The sequence below is a fragment of the Variovorax sp. P4_B11 genome (genome assembly GCF_056402355.1).
Genome location: NZ_JBFUHO010000008.1, coordinates 17519 through 38486 on the forward strand (window position 1 = coordinate 17519; position 20968 = coordinate 38486).

17 protein-coding genes and 1 pseudogene are annotated in these 20968 nt (G+C 57.3%); 11 read left to right on the top strand and 7 right to left on the bottom strand.

Annotation, left to right across the window (positions count from 1 at the left end; translation table 11 throughout):
• Window positions 1–47: 47 nt before the first annotated feature.
• The 4 genes and pseudogenes from AC1DYD_RS10305 to AC1DYD_RS10320 form a co-directional block, all read right to left on the bottom strand.
• A complete protein-coding gene (locus tag AC1DYD_RS10305; protein WP_478172645.1) occupies window positions 48–1283 on the bottom strand; it encodes a CaiB/BaiF CoA transferase family protein in 1236 nt (411 codons plus the stop codon).
• Between the two features lie 3 nt (window positions 1284–1286).
• Window positions 1287–1814, bottom strand: a complete 528-nt coding sequence (locus AC1DYD_RS10310; RefSeq protein ID WP_478172646.1) for a MaoC family dehydratase — start codon at window positions 1812–1814, stop codon at window positions 1287–1289.
• Window positions 1815–1828: 14 nt separating this feature from the next.
• Entirely contained in the window at window positions 1829–2812 is a 984-nt protein-coding gene (locus AC1DYD_RS10315; protein WP_478172647.1) for a Bug family tripartite tricarboxylate transporter substrate binding protein, read from the bottom strand.
• Window positions 2813–2841: 29 nt separating this feature from the next.
• Window positions 2842–4225, bottom strand: a pseudogene (locus AC1DYD_RS10320) (MFS transporter).
• Here AC1DYD_RS10320 and AC1DYD_RS10325 point away from each other — a divergent pair.
• Window positions 4182–4337 (top strand): hypothetical protein, encoded by a 156-nt coding sequence (locus AC1DYD_RS10325; RefSeq protein WP_478172816.1) that lies wholly within the window; start codon window positions 4182–4184, stop codon window positions 4335–4337. The pseudogene AC1DYD_RS10320 and the gene AC1DYD_RS10325 sit on opposite strands and share 44 nt — an antisense overlap.
• Before the next feature lie 15 nt (window positions 4338–4352).
• Here AC1DYD_RS10325 and AC1DYD_RS10330 read toward each other — a convergent pair whose 3' ends face one another.
• Entirely contained in the window at window positions 4353–5237 is an 885-nt protein-coding gene (locus tag AC1DYD_RS10330; protein ID WP_478172648.1) for a polysaccharide deacetylase family protein, read from the bottom strand.
• 396 nt (window positions 5238–5633) lie between these two features.
• Between AC1DYD_RS10330 and AC1DYD_RS10335 the strand changes: the two genes are divergently transcribed.
• Together AC1DYD_RS10335 and AC1DYD_RS10340 are read left to right on the top strand one after the other, a co-directional pair.
• Window positions 5634–6014 (top strand): helix-turn-helix domain-containing protein, encoded by a 381-nt coding sequence (locus AC1DYD_RS10335; protein WP_478172649.1) that lies wholly within the window; start codon window positions 5634–5636, stop codon window positions 6012–6014.
• Between the two features lie 210 nt (window positions 6015–6224).
• Entirely contained in the window at window positions 6225–6470 is a 246-nt protein-coding gene (locus tag AC1DYD_RS10340; protein ID WP_478172650.1) for a helicase associated domain-containing protein, read from the top strand.
• Window positions 6471–7029: 559 nt separating this feature from the next.
• Here AC1DYD_RS10340 and AC1DYD_RS10345 read toward each other — a convergent pair.
• Window positions 7030–8577, bottom strand: coding sequence for an ATP-binding protein (locus tag AC1DYD_RS10345; protein ID WP_478172651.1), 1548 nt, complete (start codon window positions 8575–8577; stop codon window positions 7030–7032).
• 2 nt (window positions 8578–8579) lie between these two features.
• Window positions 8580–11150: a cold shock domain-containing protein gene (locus AC1DYD_RS10350; RefSeq protein WP_478172652.1), complete on the bottom strand. Its 2571-nt coding sequence runs from the start codon at window positions 11148–11150 to the stop codon at window positions 8580–8582.
• Between the two features lie 1098 nt (window positions 11151–12248).
• On the opposite strand from AC1DYD_RS10350, the gene AC1DYD_RS10355 reads away from it, so the two are divergent.
• From AC1DYD_RS10355 to AC1DYD_RS10390, 8 genes are all read left to right on the top strand, one after another.
• Entirely contained in the window at window positions 12249–12443 is a 195-nt protein-coding gene (locus AC1DYD_RS10355; RefSeq protein ID WP_478172653.1) for a ribbon-helix-helix domain-containing protein, read from the top strand.
• Between the two features lie 3 nt (window positions 12444–12446).
• Entirely contained in the window at window positions 12447–12854 is a 408-nt protein-coding gene (locus AC1DYD_RS10360; protein ID WP_478172654.1) for a very short patch repair endonuclease, read from the top strand.
• On the top strand, window positions 12847–14046 hold the full coding sequence (locus tag AC1DYD_RS10365; protein WP_478172655.1) for a DNA cytosine methyltransferase: 1200 nt from the start codon (window positions 12847–12849) through the stop codon (window positions 14044–14046). Before AC1DYD_RS10360 ends, AC1DYD_RS10365 begins: the two co-directional genes overlap by 8 nt.
• Before the next feature lie 7 nt (window positions 14047–14053).
• On the top strand, window positions 14054–16396 hold the full coding sequence (locus AC1DYD_RS10370) for an ATP-binding protein (RefSeq protein ID WP_478172656.1): 2343 nt from the start codon (window positions 14054–14056) through the stop codon (window positions 16394–16396).
• A gap of 1 nt (window position 16397) precedes the next feature.
• Window positions 16398–18074, top strand: coding sequence for a DEAD/DEAH box helicase family protein (locus tag AC1DYD_RS10375; RefSeq protein ID WP_478172657.1), 1677 nt, complete (start codon window positions 16398–16400; stop codon window positions 18072–18074).
• On the top strand, window positions 18071–18610 hold the full coding sequence (locus AC1DYD_RS10380; protein ID WP_478172658.1) for a hypothetical protein: 540 nt from the start codon (window positions 18071–18073) through the stop codon (window positions 18608–18610). Before AC1DYD_RS10375 ends, AC1DYD_RS10380 begins: the two co-directional genes overlap by 4 nt.
• 167 nt (window positions 18611–18777) lie before the next feature.
• Window positions 18778–19647 (top strand): FRG domain-containing protein, encoded by an 870-nt coding sequence (locus AC1DYD_RS10385; RefSeq protein ID WP_478172659.1) that lies wholly within the window; start codon window positions 18778–18780, stop codon window positions 19645–19647.
• The gene (locus AC1DYD_RS10390; RefSeq protein WP_478172660.1) at window positions 19647–20756 is read left to right on the top strand and encodes a DUF262 domain-containing protein; all 1110 of its coding nucleotides are present in this window, start codon (window positions 19647–19649) and stop codon (window positions 20754–20756) included. The genes AC1DYD_RS10385 and AC1DYD_RS10390 overlap by 1 nt, the downstream gene beginning before the upstream one ends.
• Window positions 20757–20968 lie beyond the last annotated feature (212 nt).

Below are 20968 nucleotides of genomic sequence, written 5' to 3' on the forward strand. Positions count from 1 at the left end.
TGCTCGATCATTCGCACCGAGGCGTGGCGCCCGTGTCTCGCTTGTTGTCATTTCACCCTCCTAGGCTCACTGAACGGCGTTGCGACCCCGACCACCCTGGCCTCGACCATCGCGGCGATCTCCACGGCCGCGTAGCCCGCCTCCCGCAGGATGTCCGTCGTGTGCTCGCCGAGCAGCGGCGCCGCGCGAGAGGCCCCACGCGGCTGCCCATCGAGCTTCACCGGAAATCCCATGTTCCACACCATGCCGAGCAACGGGTGCTCGGACTCCACGACCAACTGCCGTTCAGCCAGCTGCGGATGCGCAAGCGCTCGATCCAAGGTCTGGATCGGCGAACACGCCACGCCGGCCTCCCACAGCGCGTCGAGCCACTCGTCGACGCTGCGGGTACGGATCCAATAGCCGACCAGTTCAACGGTCTCGTCGAAGTTCGCAACCCGCGCCGCATTGGTGACGAACCGCGGGTCGCTGCGATAGCGATCGAGTCCCGCCGCAGCGCAGAACCTGCCCCACTGCGCATCGTTGCCGACACCCAGCATGAGAAAGCCATCGGAGGCCTCGAAGGCCTGGTAGGGCGCGAGCGCCGGATGGGCCGTGCCCATGCGTTCGGGCAGCTTGCCGGAGCGCCAGTAGGCCTGCGCCATGACGCCCATCAAGCTCATCGCGGTGTCCAGCAGCGAGACTTCGACGTAGACCCCCTTGCCCGTGCGGCTGCGCTCGATGACCGCGGCCAGGATGCCTGCCACCGCATTCATGCCGGTGCCGAGGTCCACCGGCGAGAAGCTGGCCCGCGCGAACGGCCCGCTGGTCTCGCCCATGCTGCTGATCATGCCGCTGAAGGCCTGCAGCATCACGTCGTAGCCCGGGTCGTCGCCCATCGGGCCGGTTCGCCCATAGCCGGAGATCTCGCAGTAGATCAAGCGCGGGTTGACGAGCGCCAGCGTGTCGTAGTCGACCCCCAGGCGCACCGCGGTGCCGCCGCCGAAACCCTGGATCACGATGTCCGCATCCACGGCAAGCCGCTGCACGACCTCCCTCCCCTGCGCCGTCTTCAGGTCCACGGCCAGGCTGCGCTTGTTGTGGTTGACCGCCAGGAACACGGCCGACTCGCCCTGCTCCTGCGGCGCCCAGCCTCGGCTGTCGTCGCCCGTGCCGACCGGCTCGACCTTGATGACCTCCGCGCCCAGCTCGCCCAGGTGCTGGCCGCACAGCGGGCCCGCCAGCACCTTGCTCAGGTCGAGCACGCGCAGCCCCTGCAATGGACGCAAGCGTTCAGTAGGCATGCCCTATGCCCTTTCTTTCCCGCCCGATCGCTCGACCAGGCTGATCGCGCGCTTGCGCAAGAGGTACTTCTGGACGCCGTCCATCACCAGCACCGAGCGCTGGTTGTACACCGTGCTGGACATCGTCACGACACCGGTGTTCGTGTTCGCAACCAGGCTGCTGACCTCCAGTGCGGCATACAGTGTGTCGCCGGCATGCACGGGGCGCAGGAAGCGGCTGGACTGTTCGAGGAACGTCTTCAGCGAGTCCTCCACCATGTGCGGGAACAGGCCCGCACCGGCGGCGGTCTGCACCAGCACCTGGAAGCCGTGCGCGACCATGTCGGGCGCGCCGTGCCGCCTGCAGTACGCCACGTCGTAGTGGATCGGATGGTTATCGCCGCTCGCCAGCTGAAACGCGGAGAACAGGGCATAGGTCATCGTGCGCGACGGCAAGACAAAGCGCTCGCCGATGCGAAAGTCATCGAAGTACCGCTGGGCCGTCATCCGGTGCCGCGCCGGATCGAAATCGCCCGTGATCGAGTCGTTCATGCTGGCGCTTCCCATCAGTCGAGCTGCGCGCCGGAGATACGTGCCGCCTCGGCCCAGCGCGCGTCGTCCTCGTCGAGAAAGTCCCGCGCAGCCGCCCCCGTGAGCACCATCAGCTCGGCACCCTGCGTCGCGAGCTGAGCCTGCATGTCGGACGTGCGCATGCTGCGGGAAATGGCCGAGGCCAGTTGCTCGACGATCGCGCCTGGCGTGCCGGCCGGCACGAAGACGCCATACCAGGGGCTGAGCGTCATCTTCGGATAGCCCAGCTCGGCAAAGGTCGGCAACTCGGGCGCGAGGGTGGAGCGTTCTTCGCCGCTCATCGCGATTGGTCGCAGCTTGCCCGCCACGAAGTGCTGCTGGGTCGACTGCATGGTGTCCATCGCCAGCGGGACCTGGCCGCCCAGCACGTCGTTGATTGCCGCCGAGCTGCCCTTGTAGGGCACATGCCTGATGTCGACGCCGGCCGAACCCTTGAGCATCTCCATGGTCAGGTGGGCGCTCGACCCGTTGCCGAAAGTCGCGTAGTCGTACTTGCCGGCGCTCTTCTTCAGCAGCTCGACCAGCCCCTTGAGATCGGTCGCGGGCACCGAGGGGTGCACGAACAGCACCAGCGGCACCCGCCCGATCAGCGCCACCGGCACCAGGTCGCGGCGCGGGTCGTAGCCGAGCTTCTTGTAGAGGTGCGGCGCGATCGACATCGCGGTGGTGTTGCCCATCAGCAGCGTGTAGCCGTCGGGCGCGGCATGCGCCACCGCCGCGGTGCCGAGGGTGCTGCCGACGCCGGGCTTGTTGTCCATCACGACCGGCTGCCCCAGCACCGGGCCAAGCTTGTTGGCGACGATGCGCGCGGCACCATCGGTCGCACCGCCAGGCGGATAGCCGACCACCATGCGGACCGGCTTGGTCGGATAGGCGTCCTGCGCGAAGCAGGGCCCGATCAGCAACAGCAGCGTCGCTGTCACGGTCGCGCGGATGATGAATTTCAGTGACTGGTTCATGGTGACTCCCTGGTTTCGTTGTTGAAGATTCATTTCAAAGTCCGCGGGTCCACATGCGGCACCAGCCACATCAGTGCACCCGACAGCAGGCACGGCAACGCGCCCCAATACAGCGCGGCCTGCACCCAGTCCGCCCCCTGCGACAGCGTGTGCGTGATGCCGAAGCCCGCCACGATCGCGCCGAGCTGCCCCAGCGCGCCGATGAACGAGCCCGCGGTCGCGCGGATGCGGCTCGGAAAGCTCTCGCCGATGAGGAACAGCACCGCCGCATACGGCCCCATCAGGAAGAACAGCCCCAGCGAGTACAGCGGCACGATGCGCCAGAAGTCGCCCTGCGGCGCCTGCAACATGGCCCAGAAGGCCACGCCGCCCACCATCCAGCCGAGCGCCACCGTGTTGCGCCGCCCGATGCGGTCGCCCAGCCAGCCGTGGAACACGTAGCCCAGGAAGCCCGCCAGGTTGGAGACGATCAGCACCTGCAGCGCGTTCGAGAAATCCACCCCCTTGCCCGGCGTGCCGCCCGAGCCGCCCAGCACCGAGGTGCCGAGCACCGTGAAGATCACGATCGCGAACCAGTTCAGCAGGAAGGCCAGCCCCAGCGACAGCAGCGGCCGCAGCGAAGCTGCCCCGGAACATCGCGCCGATGCCCGTGTCATGCCCCACCTCCAGCTCGACGCCCCGCGTGATCGCCAGCGCGCAGGCGTGCGCCGGCTTCCCCGCGGCCTGCAGCTCGGCGATGCGCCGCGCCGTGAGGAACTGCGGCGTCTCGACCAGCCGGCGCCCCAGGATCACGATCACCACGGCCGGGAACATCGCGAACAGGAAGGATAGCGACCAGCCCCCGCCCGCGCCGAACCAGCGCTCGCCCAGCGGATAGAGGAGGGTGACCAGCACGGCCGTCAGCACCGCGCCGATCGGCCAGCCGCCCTGCACCAGCGCGTAGATCAAGCCGCGCCGCCGGGTGGCGGCCGGGTCGGTGTGGACCACGGCGAACAGCTCGCTCAGGTAGGTGGCGTTGATGGTCTGCTCGGCGTAGCCCAGCCCCGCCAGCGATCGCACCAGCACCAGCAGCACGAAGCCCAGCCCGGCCGAGGCGCCGGCCACCCAGCCCGCGACGGCGGTCAGCCCCGAGCAGATCGCCGCGCCGCAGACCGCGATGATGATGCCCTTGCGGCGCCCGAGCCGGTCGACGATCGGCCCGATGCCGAAGGCCACCAGCCCGGTGCCCAGCGTGACCCAGGTGTTGAGCCGGGCCTGCTCGGCGGCCGTCCACTGGAAGTGCTCGCCCAGCCGCGGCAGCAAGGTGCCGAAAAGGATGAAGTCGTACACCGCCAGGGCCCAGGCGAAGAAGCAGACCCAGGTGGCGTAGGTGACCTGCTTTGGCGTGACCTCGGGCGGCGCCCAGGCGATGATGGCGTGGGTGTCGCTGAGGGTGTCAGGCCGGGCGTCGCGCGCGGCGTCGTTCGCGGCCTCGCCGCGCAGTGTGGTGGTGGTGGCGTCCATGGGCGTGCATCGCTGCGGATGAGGATGGCCGTGGCGCTCAGGCGCGCGGCTGGCGCCGCAGGAAGTCGTCCGCGACCTGGTCGTAGGTCGCGAAGCGCACGCCCGGGAAGGCGCTGAAGTGCCGGATCAGGCGTTCGAGCATCAACAGCACCTGCGGGTGGCCCGAGACGTCGGGGTGCAGCGTGATCGGGAACACCGCGTAGTCCATCTCGCGATACACCCAGTCGAACTGGTCGCGCCACATCTGCTCGATGTCGCGCGGGTTCACGAAGCCGTGGCTGTTGGGCGACTTCTTGATGAACATCATCGGCGGCAGGTCGTCGAGGTACCAGCTGGCCGGGATCTCGACCAGCTCGGTCTCGAAGCCGCGCCGCAGCGGCTTCATCCAGGTATCGGGATGCTGGCAGTAGTCGATGCGGGTCCACGAGTCGCCGACCCGCACGTAGTAGGGATGGAAGTCGTGGTGCATCAGGCTGTGGTCGTACTTGATGCCCTTCTTGATCAACAGCTCGTTGGTGACCGGGCTGAACTCCCACCACGGCGCCACGTACCCCGTGGGCCGCCGGCCCGAGAGCCAGGTGATGAGCTCGATGCTCTTGTCGAGCACCACCTCTTCCTGCGCGGGCGTCATCGCGATCGGGTTCTCGTGGCTGTAGCCGTGCAGGCCGATCTCGTGCCCGGCATCGGCCACCGCCTGCATCTGCGCGGGAAAGGTCTCTATCGAATGGCCGGGCGTGAACCAGGTGGCCTTGATGTCGTGGTACTCGAAGAGGTGCAGCAGGCGCGGCACGCCGACCTCGCCCGCGAACATGCCGCGCGAGATGTCGTCGGGGGAATCCTCCCCGCCATACGAGCCGAGCCAGCCGGATACGGCGTCGACGTCGACGCCGAAGGAAACGTAGATTTCTTTGGACTTGGTCATTTCATCTTCTCCCTGGGTTGCAAGAAAACGGAGCGAGGGCTCCACGGACAAAGTGAGGCGGCTCAGGCGCAGGTCCTCGCACCGCGAGTGCGCGGACTGCAAGTGGGTGGAAAGGTCGACGCTCCACCTGTGGCCTCGGGCCGCAAGCCCGATCGACGGACGGGCGCGAACGCTCGCGGACCCGCCGTGACGAGATCGAGGTAGAGGGGTGCGCAGGGCGGCGTGGCGAGCGCCCCCTGCGTAGCGGCGGCGCTACGGCAGCGAAGAATTCAGCGTGCGGTTCATGTCGTCTCCCTGGGGCTTTTGTTGCCCCTCTGTTGCTATGAAGCGAGTGCCCCGGAAGGCACGCGCTCTCATTATGTGTTGTTTACGACGTTTCCTCCATAGGCACATTCCTTGAATCTCGCGGGCATGGTGACCGCAACAGCCCCGAAAAAGAGAAGTCGATCCAAGAAGGCGACCCACGTTCCGAACCCCCTGACAATCGCCCTCGGGCAAAACCTGCAACGCATCCGAAAAGCATCGGGTAAGACGCAAGTGATGCTGGCCTTCGAAGCCGAGGTGGAGCGCTCCCGCATTTCCAAGATCGAATGCGGCTACGTCAATCCGTCGTTACTCACCTTGGGATCGATCTGCTACTGCCTCGGGACCACGCTTCCAGTCTTGTTCGAAGGCATCACAGAGACATTTCCGCCATCGGCAAAGGGCGGTTCTCTGCGGAGGTCGAACCAAGCGGTGTTGGAGAAGCCGCCGAGCAAAGCCAGGCGCCGACCCTGAGGCAGCGGCATGTCGCGCCTTGGCAGCGTCTCGCGCCGCACCATCGGTCCCTCACCACCTGCCTTCGGTAGGCACCCAAGAGGAGCGAGAGACGCACGTTCGCCTGCGTGCCACGCGGACTGCAACACACGCAAGCACCACATTCTTCATGTCAAATTCGCAGATACTCCCCACGAAGCCAACAACACTCCAGGGAATGCTCCTCTCCGCATGGGTAATGTCCGCAGTCACACGCGCTGGCTAGAAAACTATCGCTGTTTAGTCGCGTATACGAAAGAAAACGGGCACTCGCTGGTTCCGCGGAGCTACGTCACGCCCGATGGGTTCAAGTTGGGCATATGGGTGGCTGATCAGCGTCGACGGCGACATCTTCATTCCGAATCTGAGGAAGCGAGCCTGGAGCGGCTTCGTGGCTGGGTATGGGACGCGTCGAATTGGCAGAGCATTCGAGCGTGACGAGCGTGACTAGTCGACCTCGGCAAACGCAACTCGCGCTCGACAGTGAAGGTGCTCAACTCGATTTCACGCCGCGCGAAGTAACTGACGATGACACATTAGGCCGCTATGCCGTCGCCGCCGTCATCGTCTTCGCCGGTCGCTTGTCGGCTTCAGAGAGCATGCCAGCGAAAAATTTCTCTACGTGCGTTGCAATCTTATCTGCGGTCTGTGGGTTGTCAGCCAGTTCCAATGCATCAACGACCTGCGTCCTGGATGCATGCGTCCCACGACTAACGCCTTTGCGTGGCCCGTCCCTTGCCCGGTGTCTTATTGCCAACACCATCAATCACGCAGTTCCACAAGCTGGAACTTTTCAATAACAACGTTTTCACCTACCGGAATCCAGATGTCGTCCACTGTCAAGGCGCGATAGTGGAAAACGCACTCGATGGGCGTCACCCCCCCCCGACAGCTTGTGGCGACGGGCCGCCAGCCTGCCGTCCCCTAACGCTGCACAATGCCGCGCGGCGCGCGCCGGTGCCCTGGCGTGCTCCATTCACGCCCGACGCACAGGGCATCAGCCGACGCTGTCCTCCCGCATTCTTTCCGCAATTGCAAGCAAATCGTCGCAGGCGATCCGACATCTGTCGAGTTCTTTTTTGGGGACGGTATTGAAGTGCGCTCGATCGTTTCTGACCGGCATTACTGCCGAGAGCTTATCTTCTAATTCTCGCTTGTCGCGGTACGATGTTTTAAAGAGATCCCAGGCAAGCCCGTTTGTCATCAACATTCCCAATTGGCCAATGTACATACAGGACATTAATTCGCGAGAATTAACTTGTCGAGAATACTTGTACTGGGTCGACGACTTCTTCTGCATTGCGAGAATTTCACCCCAAGCTTTTTCTCCAAGAATTTTGGCCATTCTATTCTCCGCCTGAAGACCAAATTTCTGCTCAAACTTCTTCTTTATTATTTCTCGCATGGCAAGTTCTGTCTCCTCGACTAGATGCCATACATCTCTGTCTGCGTGCGCATCAATATTCACATGGTCATCAGGTTGAAAATCTGAAAAATATGACCAAAATATCGTTCCGACAGGGATTAGAGAATCGCCTGTCTTGATGGCCACACCGGAGTATTGCAGCTCATCAAAAGCCCTGCTAACAAAGAACTTATTAAGACCTCTTGCCTCAACCTTTACTACAGATTCGCGCAAATTCGTCTTCCTTGAGGCAATGAGATATTCTGCTATGAAGCGTGCCTCGGCACTAAAAGATGTCGCCCAATTTTCAAACAAAGAGAGACTCTGATGAGAGATTGACTGAGCTATTTCCTCCCAATCAAGACTCACCTTAGTCGCAACCAACTCCATTGTCCTTGTCGTAAGACCCGCATGTCCGCCTGTTAATTCATGCACCAATGCGGAAATTTCTTCGACGGCTTCYTTTTCGTATTTTGCAGACAGGAAAGCGTCGCCCAAGCGCTTAACATCCGGAAGCCCTAAGTTAACAAGGTTAATAGACTGCGATCTACTTCCTATCGGGGAAGTGTCATCTTTTAGAAATTCATTGAGATGCTGAGTTCCAGAGAAAACCATCGCTACGCGAGCTTGCTCCGACGGCTCCCCAAAAAGCAAGGAGAAAAGATTGTCTTGAAATCCCCTGGGAAATCTCGATCCAAGTACTCGTTTTGCCTCGTCAAGAAGAAAAATTAGTCTCAAGTCAATTTGAAAACATCCTTTTCTTATTTCATCGAGTGAGGAAATGAAATCTTCTAAGTTACAAATCTTCGGCAGTTGGGGCCTTGCGAATCCTTTAATTTGCTCCACTCCTGCCTGCACTGACTCTGTAGCAAGCAAAGCAAAGAACTCAGATGGCGTCGCATCATATGGGAGCCTCATCAGATCTACGTAAACATAAATCTCATGCTGCGACAATTCATTGGCATCTTTAGGTATTGCAGCCTGCTCTGCCGCAATTCTTCGAAGTAGTGCAGTTTTTCCGGCTTGGCGGCCACCGTAAAGCAGTACAGCATTAGTTCTCTGAATGGCGTTAGCGAGAAGGCTTCGCTCTAGAATCCGGCCCGCGAAATGCAATGAATTTGGAGTAATTTTGGAATTCATTTTCAAACTGCTTTTGGAATCAGGCGCGAGAGCCATTGCCGCATCAGACCCATCGTGAGGGTTACGCTAAGCCCGTCCAGCGCAATCAATTGATAGCCAAGAAGGTGATTAAGATTAAGATCGCCTTCAATTTTTGCATTGAGTTCAGCTATTTCCAACGTTCCTCCTGCGGCCGCAACAGCCAAACACGCATTTAGTTCATGCGGATAGTCTCTCGAAAAACGATCAACAATCTCTTGGAAGTCTTTTCCGGCAACAGCGAGGTAAGGGCCAACGATGGCATCGATCATGGTCAAATCGACTGTCAAAGGTCGATCCGAATAGCGGTCGCTTAAAAAGCTACAAAACTGTCTGGCAAAAAACGGATGGCCACCCGTCAACGCATGGACTTGTTCGAACGCTTCTGGCGCAAAATACATACCCATTCCGCGCCCTAACGTCCTGAGCATCTGCCCAGTTTCCGGTGGCTGCAAAAGCGGGACGTAAATTTCTTTGAAGAAATTGAATACTGGATTGTCTTTTCCTGAAAACTGGGACGCCTCCGCAATTGCTGCGTTGGCTCCTGTAACAATCACAACAAAATCGTCCGACTCTTGCGCAACACCTCGCAGGTAACTGAAAAAGTCAAAAAAACCGCCAAACCCCTCTTTTCCCAATTCATTTGGCAGAATTCTCTCAATCTCGTCAAGCATTAGAACGACACGCGGGCGTGGTGTAATAGCGGTTCCTCGGATTGCGTTTAACGTTTGACTGAGATCTGAATCGAACGCAGTAGCAACGGGAAAGTCGGGCGGCACATCCAAATAGTCCGCAAACTTCCCCCCTAATCGCCAAGTGATAGATTTTATTCCGCTGCGGATCAAGCGCAGATTGAGTTCTGATGCGAGCTTCCAGTATATCCACCGCGTATCGGTGATGTCCGCCGGGACGCGCAGAAGATCAACGTAAATTACGATGTCTCCACTTTCGCTTGACCGGCGTTCAACTTCTTTTAGCAACGAGGTCTTGCCAACCTTCCGAAGTCCGAAAATTCCGGCGGAGGTACCACTGGCGATCGCCTCTCTTAGCTCTGCTAACGGTCTATGACGACCAAAGAAGCGACGTCCTGAGACTGGGAAGTTCTGTGCAAATAGATCTCTCCGATGAAGCCATTGATCCAGCACAAAGCGTAGGGCGCTGAGTGGGTTGTCAGCAGTCTCTATAAGTGACTGAGTGAGGGGAACAATTGCAGGAGTTGCTCTGCGCTTGTCTTCAACCCGCCGATAAAGTAACTTCTCGACCTGTTCCGGCAGTGAGCCGACCATTAGTAGGGAAACTTGGTCGTCTATTAGACCCGTAGCACCCCAATCAGCAGTCACCTTTTCAAGGCCCGTAATGTCGGCCAGTGTCAGCGTTGATTTGAAAATGCAACGTATAAGAAGATTGCCGGAAATACCGTAGCTTTCGATAAGTTCTGGGTTTTTTACTTCAACCACTATGTCGGCACCCGTGGTTGCCTGCTCAAGAAGCTGGGCGCGGACTATCTTAAAGCCAATTCTTTTAATGAATTCGACTATCAAATTTCCGCGATAGTGCTGCAGTTTAATGGCCGCCACACCCATGGCAAGTAAATCTTCTTTGGGGAAAGTTCCCTTGCCATATCGACTGCTGTCAAACGCTCGTTTTGCTCGATGGTAGTAGTCGAGTCCCTTTTGCTGTTCTTCGGCGGTTGGCCGAGCTACGTACAATCGAGCGATTGAAAGAAGAAATGTTCGCTCGGTTCGCTCGACCCCTCCAGCTAAGGACAATCCCTTTTCTAAAAAATCGAGAGCCTTCCTATGATTATTCATTGCGCCTGCGAGAAAGCCGGCGTCCTCGCACAACTTCAAATTCCCAGGGAACAACTCCAAACCACGTTCATAGACGAGCATCGCCTCTTTGCGTCGATTGCGATTTTTTTCCATTGCAGCATAACTTGTCACCAGTTGAACGCTCGGCTGCTCCTCCAAACCTCTCTTGTACAGCTTGACCGCATTCTCAAAGTCTTTTGAATCCCGGGAAATTATCGCGCTCGCCAGAAGATCTTGCTGCCGGCCCCCTTGTGCACCGATGTTTTTAAAGTTCGCCGAAGAAGTATTGACCGAAAGAGTGACGAGTCGAGCCTCTGGCCCTCTTGATGTGTTTTTATATTGGAATGTAACACTAGTACCCGCGCCAAATTCTACTGGGTCAAACGCTAGATTCGCGAATCTGAAGAAGATACGTAGTTTATTTTCTCCGTTTATGTGTCCGTATCCTCGATCTAGACTTATGGATTCAATAATTCCATGGCCATCAAAATATGTCGGCGAGCCTATTTCTTCTGCTGCTTCGGAATTTTCCGGGTGCACATCAATGGCTAGAATTCCCCGAGGCACGATCTCTGTTTGATATAAAACACGATCACCCTGTTCCAATTGCAGGTTTGGCGAGCGCAAAGATTTTCGATGCACAAGCAATTTTTGCCCCTCTTCGGAGGGATCGTCTGGTCTAATGAAGCCATAGCCAGCCCGGTCATCGTACGATTCAATTTCACCGCGCTGGAACTCGAGCATTTTGATACCTTTCTCTTAGATTGATACTATTGTTCGGCGACCTCTAATATTGCTGCGAACAATTTATTTTACGAAGTCGCGTTTATTGACAGTACTCGTTTGCCTTAGAATGTGACAGAGGTAGCTCAATAGCATTGGGATGCAAATACAAGCCAATCAACCGCCACATGTCTGCAGAATAGGGTATCGGGCCCGCTCGCGAGCCTCACGAGCGTTCCGCGCGTCGCATTTGCCAGCATATATCAATCGACGTCTTTCTCAGGAAGGACCGCTCCAGAGCATACATGCCACCTCCAATAGCGCCCGCGCGTCGATCGCGGCCTCGCCCCACTTCTCCGCCAAAGTGTGTGTGTGCGATCGGGTTGAAGATTCTCACCATGTTGTCGCCTTGAAGACGAGCCTCCGCGCGGTCACGGATGTCACCCCACAAGCGGTCCCACTGGTCGTCGCGGTTCCATACGTAAGCGCGTTGGTTGAAAGGAACGCGGTACTGGCGGCGATCCTGAAACACCATGAGTAAGAAGATGACCTGAAGAAACCAAGACCGAGGCGGTCAAGCAGATCATTGAACACGGACACATGGTTGAATGTCCGCCAAGCCTGGCATAGCCTTCACAAGCTGTACCGGTGGACGACGGTCGCAGGCCGACGAGCCGGCGAGCCGCTGACTGAAGGCGGCGCTCAAGCATGTGACCGAGGAGCGCGACATAGATTGAATGATGGTCCGGGGGCCACGAGCATGAGCACAGGTGGCGCGGGGGGTGGGGGTGGGGGCGGCTTGGGTCAGTACATGCGGCACCCCAACGTGCGGCTCGGGTGTCATTCACGCGCGTGCCAAGGCCGAGGCTATGGGGCGCAATCACTGCCTACATCTTGGAGACGGGAAACGAGAGTCACCCCATCACTCACGCCACGGCCAACACGAAGGGGCGCATCCGGGCTCGCGAGCTGGAGCGCAAGGAAGCCAAGGCATCGGCGCCGCACCGTGGCTGAAGCACGATGCCGGGGTCAAGATTCATTCGGCGTCCACAGAAACTGCTCTCGCACGACACACCAATATGATGTAATCTGGTGCAAACTGGTGTGTGAGGTGGTCAGATGAAGCAATCGACAAGAGATCATGGGCAGGATCCGCAGGCAATCGTTCGTGCTTCCGTAAGCCTTCCGCAAGCGCTTCACGCTGAACTAGAACGAATCGCTCGCGACAAAAAGGTATCTTTGGCTTGGGTCATGCGTGACGCTGCGGAAAAGTATGTCGCCGACCAGTGGCCCCTGCTCTCGCAATCGAAATGAGTCATGGACAGCCTCACCCCAGCTCGGCGCTCGGAGGTCATGGGGCGCGTGCACTCTCGCGATACAAAGCCCGAAATGGCGGTACGGCGAATCGTGCACGCAATGGGTTATCGATATCGCCTGCATGCAAAAGATTTGCCGGGCAAACCGGACCTGGTGTTTCGCTCTCGCGGGAAAGTGCTGTTTGTTCACGGCTGCTTTTGGCATCGGCACACCGATTGCGCGTTAGCCCGGTTGCCCAAGTCGCGCCAGGATTTCTGGCTACCCAAGTTGGAAGCGAATCGGCAGCGCGACATGAGGAATGAGCATGCACTTCGCGAAGCGGGCTGGGATGTTCTGACGATTTGGGAATGTGAGCTGAGTGACATCGCCCAGCTCAAAACAAGAATAAGGGGATTTCTTGATGCGTAGTGTCGAACTCTTCGCTGGTGCGGGAGGGCTCGCTATCGGCATGGCGAATGCCGGGTTTCAGCACAAAGCCGTGGTCGAATGGGACCATGACGCGTGCGAAACCTTCCGTGAAAACCAACGTCACCATGCCCACGCGGTCGAGGGGTGGCCAGTGCACGAGGTCGATGCGCGAAGTTTCAATTTCGGGCCGCTCGGCCAAGATATCGCCGTGGTTTCCGGAGGGCCGCCATGCCAGCCATTCTCCATGGGAGGCAAGCACCAAGGGCAGCGCGACGATAGAAACATGTTCCCGGAGGCGGTTCGGGCTGTGCGAGAGTTGATGCCGGAGGCGTTCATTTTTGAGAATGTCAAAGGGCTCACACGAAAGACCTTCGCTTCGTATTTCTCACACATTCATCTACAACTGCAGTACCCGGAACTGGAGCGGCGAAAGGGCGAGAACTGGAAGCAGCACCGCGCGCGTCTGGAGCAGCACCACTCCGCTAACAACGGCGCCGCCACCTATAACGTACTGGTCGACGTACTCAACGCCGCCGACTACGGGGTGCCACAAAAGCGGGAACGCGTGTTCTTCGTTGGCTTTCGTTCGGACATTGGCGCGCGTTGGTCGTTCCCCGACCCGACACATTCGGAGGATGCCCTACTTGTTTCGAAATGGATCGACGGCACCTATTGGGATGAACACGGTATCAGCCGGAAGCGAAAGTCTGAGGTTCTGCCGCGTTACGCGAAACGCGTGGAGCTTTTGCGATCGACGCCTTCCTTGCTGACTCTTGACCGTTGGCAAACGACTCGCGACGCGTTGCGCAATCTTCCCGATCCCGAGTCCGACCGAGATCATGGAATTCCCAACCATGTTTTCACTCCAGGAGCCAGAACATATGTCGGTCATACTGGGAGTGCTTTGGATGAGCCCTCGAAAACCCTGAAGGCTGGATATCACGGGGTCCCCGGCGGCGAGAACATGTTCATAAAGGATGATGGAACGGTCCGCTATTTCACGGTCCGCGAGTCCGCTCGACTTCAAACCTTTCCCGACGAATACGAGTTCCACGGTTCATGGAGTCAGACCATGCGTCAGCTCGGGAACGCGGTGCCAGTGAAGTTGGCCGAGGTGGTGGCTCGCTCGGTCGCGGCAAGTCTGGAGGCGTGCGCCAATATGACCCGAATCACCAATCGATCACGAGACTAGGACGACGATGGCCAACGATTTCGATCTGACTCCCGATCCCCGGGTTCTGCAGATTCTTGGCGAGATTAATCTCGACCAGTGGAAATGTCTTGCCGAGTTGATCGACAACAGTGTCGATGCCTTCATCAATGCGCGCCGTGGCGAAGAACAGGTCCAGTCGCCATCGGTGTCGATCAGTCTGCCCACGCAAGATCGGGCCGACGCCGCTGTGACGATAAGGGACAACGGCCCAGGCATGACGATCGAGCAGTTGGAAAGGGCCGTCCGCGCCGGATGGAGTGGGAACAACCCGCTGGACAATCTCGGTCTGTTTGGCATGGGGTTCAACATCGCCACCGCGCGGTTGGGCATGGTCACCGAGGTCTATGCCACTCGCGCGGGTGACCATGAGTGGACGGGCCTGCGCATCGACCTCAACGAATTGCGTCGAACGAGGAGCTACCACACGCCTCGCCTGACGCGACCCAAATCAGATCCTTCGGCGCACGGTACCGAGATCAAGATTCTGCAACTGAAGGCGGATCAGCGTCTTTATTTTGCGAAGAACGCCAACCATCAGAAGATCCGCAGGCAGTTGGCACGCGTGTACGCGCCTCTACTTCTTTCCAAGGATGATTCGTTTTCTCTGCAGCTGAACGGACAGAATGTCCAGCCGAAGCGTCCCTGCCACTGGGAGCCTGATCGCTCGGTGCAAGGCGGTGACGGCAAACCAGTCCACGCGGTGGAAAGCTTTGACTACGCGCTTCCATCCCGGCACTACTGCCTAACCTGCATGATTTCCTTCTCTGGGCAACAAGGCTGCCCAACCGCTGGCGCGGATTGCAAGACCATTGAGGTCAAACGCCGGCTGCACGGTTGGGTAGGCCTGCAGCGCTACATGCACGAGGAGGATTTTGGCATCGACATCATTCGGAACGGGCGCGTCATTGAAGTCCAGAACAAGGATTTGTTCGTGTGGACTGGCGGTGAGAGGCCTGAGCGCGAATATCCGATCGACGATCAGCGCAACCGTGGGCGATTCATCGGCGAGGTGCACCTCGACCATTGTCGAGTGAGTTACACCAAGGACCGATTCGAACGGGACGACACATCCTGGGCGGAAATGGTGGCGTTGATCCGGGGAGAGGGCCCACTGCAGCCACAAAAAGCCCGCGCGTTGGGCTTCGAGCCACCGGATGCCCCGCTCTATCGCCTGTTCCAGGCTTTTCGCCGAAGCAGTCCACAGGGCAAGACAGGGCGGTGGACTCGGATTCTTGCCGTTAAGAACAACGAGCGCGCCATGGAGATGGCCGATCTATTCAACAAGGGTGACCCTGAGTACCAGACGGACGACAAGTGGTACGCGCTCGTTGAGGAGGAGGATCGTGGCATCGTCGGTGCGACACCCACGGCCACTGGACCTGGAACGGCGACACCGGCAGCGCCAGATGGATTTCTGGATGAGGGCGATGCGGCGCCGATGACCGGCTCGGATGTGACATCGCCGATCGGTGGGAGCGCAGGCGCCAGCGAAACCGTTGCGGTTCCCACCCGACAAAAACTGCATGAGTTGTCGCGTGTCTACAAGCATCCGCTGCTCAAGGTCGAATTCACAGTCGAGGCGTTCGTGGTGGGTGCCGACGATCGAGACCTGCCTCGCAAGGCACCTTGGACTCTGAAAATCGAAGACCCGGGGACAAGGACTTTTCTGTTCCTCTTCAACCCTGATCATCCGGTGTTCCGATCGGTCACGATGACGCCAACGGACGCCATATTGTGCGAACTGGCATTCAAGACGTATGAGTTCTTGCGAGAGACCAGTCCCGATTCTGCCGTCTTCGCCACCATTCTCGCGGACCTCCGCAGTGAGTATGCTGAAGAAACCAAGCTGGATCCGAAAGGCATCATCGCGTTCGCCGACAAGGCTCTTCGGGAGATCGCTCAATCCGTTGGTCTTCTTGCTGACTCGAGCGTATTCACCGCCTTGTTCGCCGGACTGCCTCAAGCGGCGCAAGACAAAATTCGTCGCAAGCTCGCTTCCACCGGGATATCGAGCGCTCAGACCGTCATTGATTCGGGTGAGTTCCTGGGGTATGCCGAGCCGGTCGATATTCGATTGTTTGCGCGACATCACCCGGAGCTTTTCTTCGACGGCAAGTTCTGGGCGCAACCCTATGCCAGCCTGGACTATGGTGACGAGAAAGTCAACGAGGAAGCTCGCGCGCGAGTCATCGAGCGCTACGACGCCTACCTGGCCGATGCCGTCTGGCTGGCCTCCCAGAGTCCGCGCGACCTCGACCGCTGCGATCGCGATGAACTGATCCGCGCGACGCTCTCAGTGCGCATTCTGGGTTCGGACGGAAGCACCTGAAATGGAGGGCTTCTTCCTCGATTCGCGACGACTTCTCAACGGATCCTGGCGCGCTTTCGAGCGAGACGTTGCTCGTCTCCTGGTTCAGAACGCATTTGAGGATGTTCGCATAGTCGGAGGTTCAGGAGACCGTGGCGCCGACGTGCTGGGGGTGAAAAACGGACAGCTCTGGGTCGTCCAATGCAAGTTCACCAGCGACAGTTATCCAGACCCGCATGCCGTTGATGAAGTGGTTGAAGCCTCGCGCTACTACGAGGCGGATCGCTTGGCGATTGCGACATCCCGCGCGTTCGGCCCGGCGTTGAATGGGGCGATCGACCGGTATGGTCGCCTTGGTATCCGGATTGAGTCGCTACCTCCGGGGACCTTGATCGACATGATGCGTCGCAGCCCGGAGTATCCAAGAGCGCGGCGCGAACTGCGTGATTACCAGGACGACTGTGTTCAACGCCTAGGCGCGGCGCTGCGAGAAACCGGCAGAGGTCAACTAGTTCTTGCCACCGGGCTCGGCAAGACGGTGGTCATGGCCGAAACCACTGCCCAACTTCTTCGTGACGGGGTGATCGATTCCGGGCGAATACTGGTGCTGGCCGACAAGCGCGAATTGGTCGAACAGCTGCAACGCGAATTTTGGCAGCAGCTACCGAAGAACATTCCGAGCCATCTCTTGGTGGGGGGCGAGCAGCCAACATTTTGGGACGGCATCACTTTCGCCACCGTACAAAGCGTTTTGCCGCGGCTGGACACGCTCCCGCAGTTCGGTCTGGTCTGGGTGGACGAGGCGCACCATATCGGCTCGGAGAGCTTTCGTCGCGTGATCGACGAACTCGGAGCCCCAATGGTAGGCGGGGCGACAGCGACGCCATGGCGGGGCGACCGCTTCGACATTGACACGGTCCTGGGGCAGCCCGTCGCGAAGATTGGTATCGATGAGGGACTGCGCCGCGGCTTCCTTTGCGAGGCGGACTACCGCTTGCTAGCGGATAACATCAATTGGGACTTTGTTCGCAAGCAGTCACGACACGAATATTCCATTAGAGAGTTGAACACTCGTCTCCTCATTCCGACTCGCGACGAGGAGGCTGCGCGAGTCATCGCCGACACGTTCAAAACCGAGACTCGCCGTAGCGTTATTGTGTTCTGCGCAGGTGTCGAGCACGCGAAGACGTTCGCCGCAATGCTGCGGCTGTATGGCTTCAAGTCCGCCTACATCACAGGAGAGATGGAGCCACGCGAGAGGGAAAAGACGATGGCTGGGTTGCGCCGAGGCACCATCAATGCGGTAACAACGGTCGACATCTTCAATGAAGGCGTGGACGTGCCCGACGTTGACATGCTCGCGTTCATGCGCGTCACCCACAGTCGGCGCATCTTCGTACAGCAACTTGGTCGGGGTCTGCGCTTGGCACCAAATAAGAAGAAGGTGGTGGTTCTCGACTTCGTGAGTGACCTACGCCGAATTTCCGAAGTGATTGATTTGCAAAAGTCTATTGCGGGAGACGTAGAACGACTCGATTTGTTAGAGCGAGTCGTTCAGTTCTCAGATCAGGGCGCAGGCCACTTCATGTTCGAATGGTTACTCGATCAGGCCGATCTCTTCAATCGAGAGGGAGATGCCAAATTGGAACTTCCGGAGTTCAACTTTCCGATGCCAGCAGCTCCAGGAGCTGTCCAATGAGCGCCGCATTGCCCGTCGACATCAGAGATCGTATAAAACAAAAAATATGGGCCAAAGCTGACGAATTGGATTGGCCAAGGATATCTGACCTTGAGCGAACCACGTGGTATGAGAATTGGACTAAGGATAAGGACGTAGGCGGCGTGCTTTCTCATTTCATGGACGCACGGAAGGTTCGGGTTTACATCAAGGACTCATTGCTTAAGCCTTATCTTCGATCTCGGCTACAGGATGACTGGGGAAAAGTACTTCTTGCAATTCATTTGGAAGAGAAGGATGCCACGATAAAAAAATCCTATGACAAACCCCACGGCCGGCAGCTCATTGATGGTAGGGTTATTTGCTGGGGTAACAGCAGGGAGTGGAAGTCGATTCTGATCTCGGTTTTTGAGCGAGCTTATCAACTGGAGTCCGGATATCCTCACGCGGCAATACTTATAGAAACCGGAAAAACCATCAACGCTGGGATGCGAGAAATGATTTTGGACGCAAGTCAGAAATTAGGATTGCGTCACTTGGTGTGGATTGACCAGTAGCACGCGGGCTCACTTCATGCGGGGCAGTTCTATGGGTAGCGCGCGGCCGATCTGAGTGAATTTGACTCTGAATAACTGATGAAACCCAAGAAAATTTGGATCGATGGCGGCCCGCGCTGCTGCAGAACGAATATAGAAATATCCAACCAAATTGCTGGAGATGGGGCGTGCCCAAGGTAACCGTTTACACAATAGAATCCGTGCCCGAATTTGCCCGGCATGCGCAAGACCTCCTCCCCGATACATCGGCCGCACCGGTTGAGCGAAAAATGGAGGGGAATTGGTATAGAGGCGTAGGCCGTGGCAAGACACACGGTCTAAAACCAGGCCTTTTCAGGCATACAAGCCTGAAAGATCCTCGAAGTCTGATGCGGCTCGAAAGAGTAATGCTCGAGGACTTCCGTCGCCAGGCGGTATTCCATAATGAGACGAACAACGGAAATTCCGAAGATGCCGACTTTCGTTTGCTTTTTATTATGCAGCACTACGGCATACCAACCCGACTGCTGGATTGGTCGACAAATCCGCTAATTGCGTTGTATTTTGCTTTAAGCACCGCTCCTTTAGTGAAAGGGAGGTATGCGGAAGAGGCGGCCGTGTGGGTGATGAACCCCGTTTTTTGGAACCAACATGCCCTTGCCATGCTGGATCATAAGGATTTAGGGGCAATTTCGCATGGCACCAAACCTGCGACCGCATACGGGCCAAAGCAAATTATTAATGGTGAGCTGGAAGCATCCGCCATGGCGTCAATGCAAGAGCGTCCGGCTGCGATCTTGGGAATAGCGAATAATGCCAGGATGTTTGCGCAGCGTGGTGTGTTCACCATCTTTGGCAAAGACTTATCTCCCATGGAGAAGCAGTATGAAAAAGAGAACTTTCCCGAGGGAGCACTTGTCAAAATTGTGATTCCCAAAGAATGCATTTCAGAGATGCTCATTGTTTTGGTGAGATTGGGATACACTGATTCCGTGAGTTTTCCAGACTTGCAAGGTCTCGCGATGGAAATTAGGCGCAGTCGTGGATTTGGGATGTAATGATGCTAAAAATCACTCTTCACGAATCAAAGGACTTTTCGTCGTGGCATAGGGATTTCATTGCCGGCCGGATAGATATGGCGCCTCCCTATCAACGCCGCGCCGAAATATGGAGTCATTGGAAGCGGGCGCATTTGATCGATTCACTGCTGAACGACTTCGACGTGCCGAAATTTTATATCGGCAATTTTTATGAAATGCCAGTCGCGGAGCTAAATCCGACGCACAAGCCATACTCCATTATCGACGGCAAGCAGAGACTGGGTGCGATTTTTGATTTTTTTGCCGATGCTGTTCGCCTAAACAAATCATGCGTATGCGATGAATTTCCAGATGCGTCAATAGGAGGAATGTCGTATAGCGAACTGAAGGCCAAGTATCGGTTAATAGCCGAAAAAGTCGAATCGTTTGTTCCAACTGTAATGAATGTCTTGACGGATGATGAGAGGAAAATTGAGCAGCTATTTTTACGTTTGAACATGGGGGAAGCGGCGACCGGCGCGGAGCAGCGCAACGCCATGGCCGGCCCGGCGCCTCTTTTGGTCAGAGAATTGGCTGATCACCCATTTTTCACCTCGAAAATCCGATTCTCTATTGGGAGAATGCAAGAGCATAATTTGATTACCAAACTCTTGCTGCTCGAATTTTCAGGAAGTTTTACCGATACAAAAAAATCTGATCTTGATAACTTTGCCAAAAATGCAGCCAAATGGGATGTCGAAAACAAGGGCGAATCAGACCCGAATGTCAGTCCATACTATAAAGCGCGAGATAGCGTATTTGAAGTACTTGAGTTGTTAACCAACGAGTTTATGGACAAAGACAAGCTATTGTCATCTGCAGGCAGCATTCCGATTTATTATTGGTTCGCGAAAAAACATCCGCGCCTAGTCAATGAAATTCGAGATTTCATTTTATATCTTACACAAGAAATAAAAGAAGCCGTGCAGACCCAACGAATCAATCCGGCAGCCGCAAATGCACAGATGCTGTCGTATTACACAATGGGAAGAACCACAAATGATCAAACCAGCTTGGAAGGTCGCTATAAAATTTTCGAGAAGCTCTTCCGTGAATGGCAAAAGCCCGGAGCTATTCGGCGACGATGATTTAATCGAATCATTGCAATGCCGTGCGGCCGGCAACGACCGCAATTTGCCATGGGAACCATTAGGTTTCGTGGCTTTTCTCTGAGCGATATGGGCTCTTGTCAAGCGACATCAGGAACAGCCCCCCATGTTGCCTCACGGCGCAATGTTACCGAGCGCGTGAAGCTCGGTGTTTTTCCTTGCTGCAGCGATCATGTGTTCGGCGCAGGCTC

Coding starts and splice junctions, on each gene's coding strand:
- AC1DYD_RS10355 (WP_478172653.1), top strand. CDS start 12,249: ATGAAGCAATCGACAAGAGATCATGGGCAGGATCCGCAGGCAATCGTT.
- AC1DYD_RS10310 (WP_478172646.1), bottom strand. CDS start 1,814: ATGAACGACTCGATCACGGGCGATTTCGATCCGGCGCGGCACCGGATG.
- AC1DYD_RS10305 (WP_478172645.1), bottom strand. CDS start 1,283: ATGCCTACTGAACGCTTGCGTCCATTGCAGGGGCTGCGCGTGCTCGAC.
- AC1DYD_RS10375 (WP_478172657.1), top strand. CDS start 16,398: ATGGAGGGCTTCTTCCTCGATTCGCGACGACTTCTCAACGGATCCTGG.
- AC1DYD_RS10360 (WP_478172654.1), top strand. CDS start 12,447: ATGGACAGCCTCACCCCAGCTCGGCGCTCGGAGGTCATGGGGCGCGTG.
- AC1DYD_RS10350 (WP_478172652.1), bottom strand. CDS start 11,150: ATGCTCGAGTTCCAGCGCGGTGAAATTGAATCGTACGATGACCGGGCT.
- AC1DYD_RS10340 (WP_478172650.1), top strand. CDS start 6,225: ATGGGTAATGTCCGCAGTCACACGCGCTGGCTAGAAAACTATCGCTGT.
- AC1DYD_RS10390 (WP_478172660.1), top strand. CDS start 19,647: ATGATGCTAAAAATCACTCTTCACGAATCAAAGGACTTTTCGTCGTGG.
- AC1DYD_RS10330 (WP_478172648.1), bottom strand. CDS start 5,237: ATGACCAAGTCCAAAGAAATCTACGTTTCCTTCGGCGTCGACGTCGAC.
- AC1DYD_RS10365 (WP_478172655.1), top strand. CDS start 12,847: ATGCGTAGTGTCGAACTCTTCGCTGGTGCGGGAGGGCTCGCTATCGGC.
- AC1DYD_RS10315 (WP_478172647.1), bottom strand. CDS start 2,812: ATGAACCAGTCACTGAAATTCATCATCCGCGCGACCGTGACAGCGACG.
- AC1DYD_RS10370 (WP_478172656.1), top strand. CDS start 14,054: ATGGCCAACGATTTCGATCTGACTCCCGATCCCCGGGTTCTGCAGATT.
- AC1DYD_RS10380 (WP_478172658.1), top strand. CDS start 18,071: ATGAGCGCCGCATTGCCCGTCGACATCAGAGATCGTATAAAACAAAAA.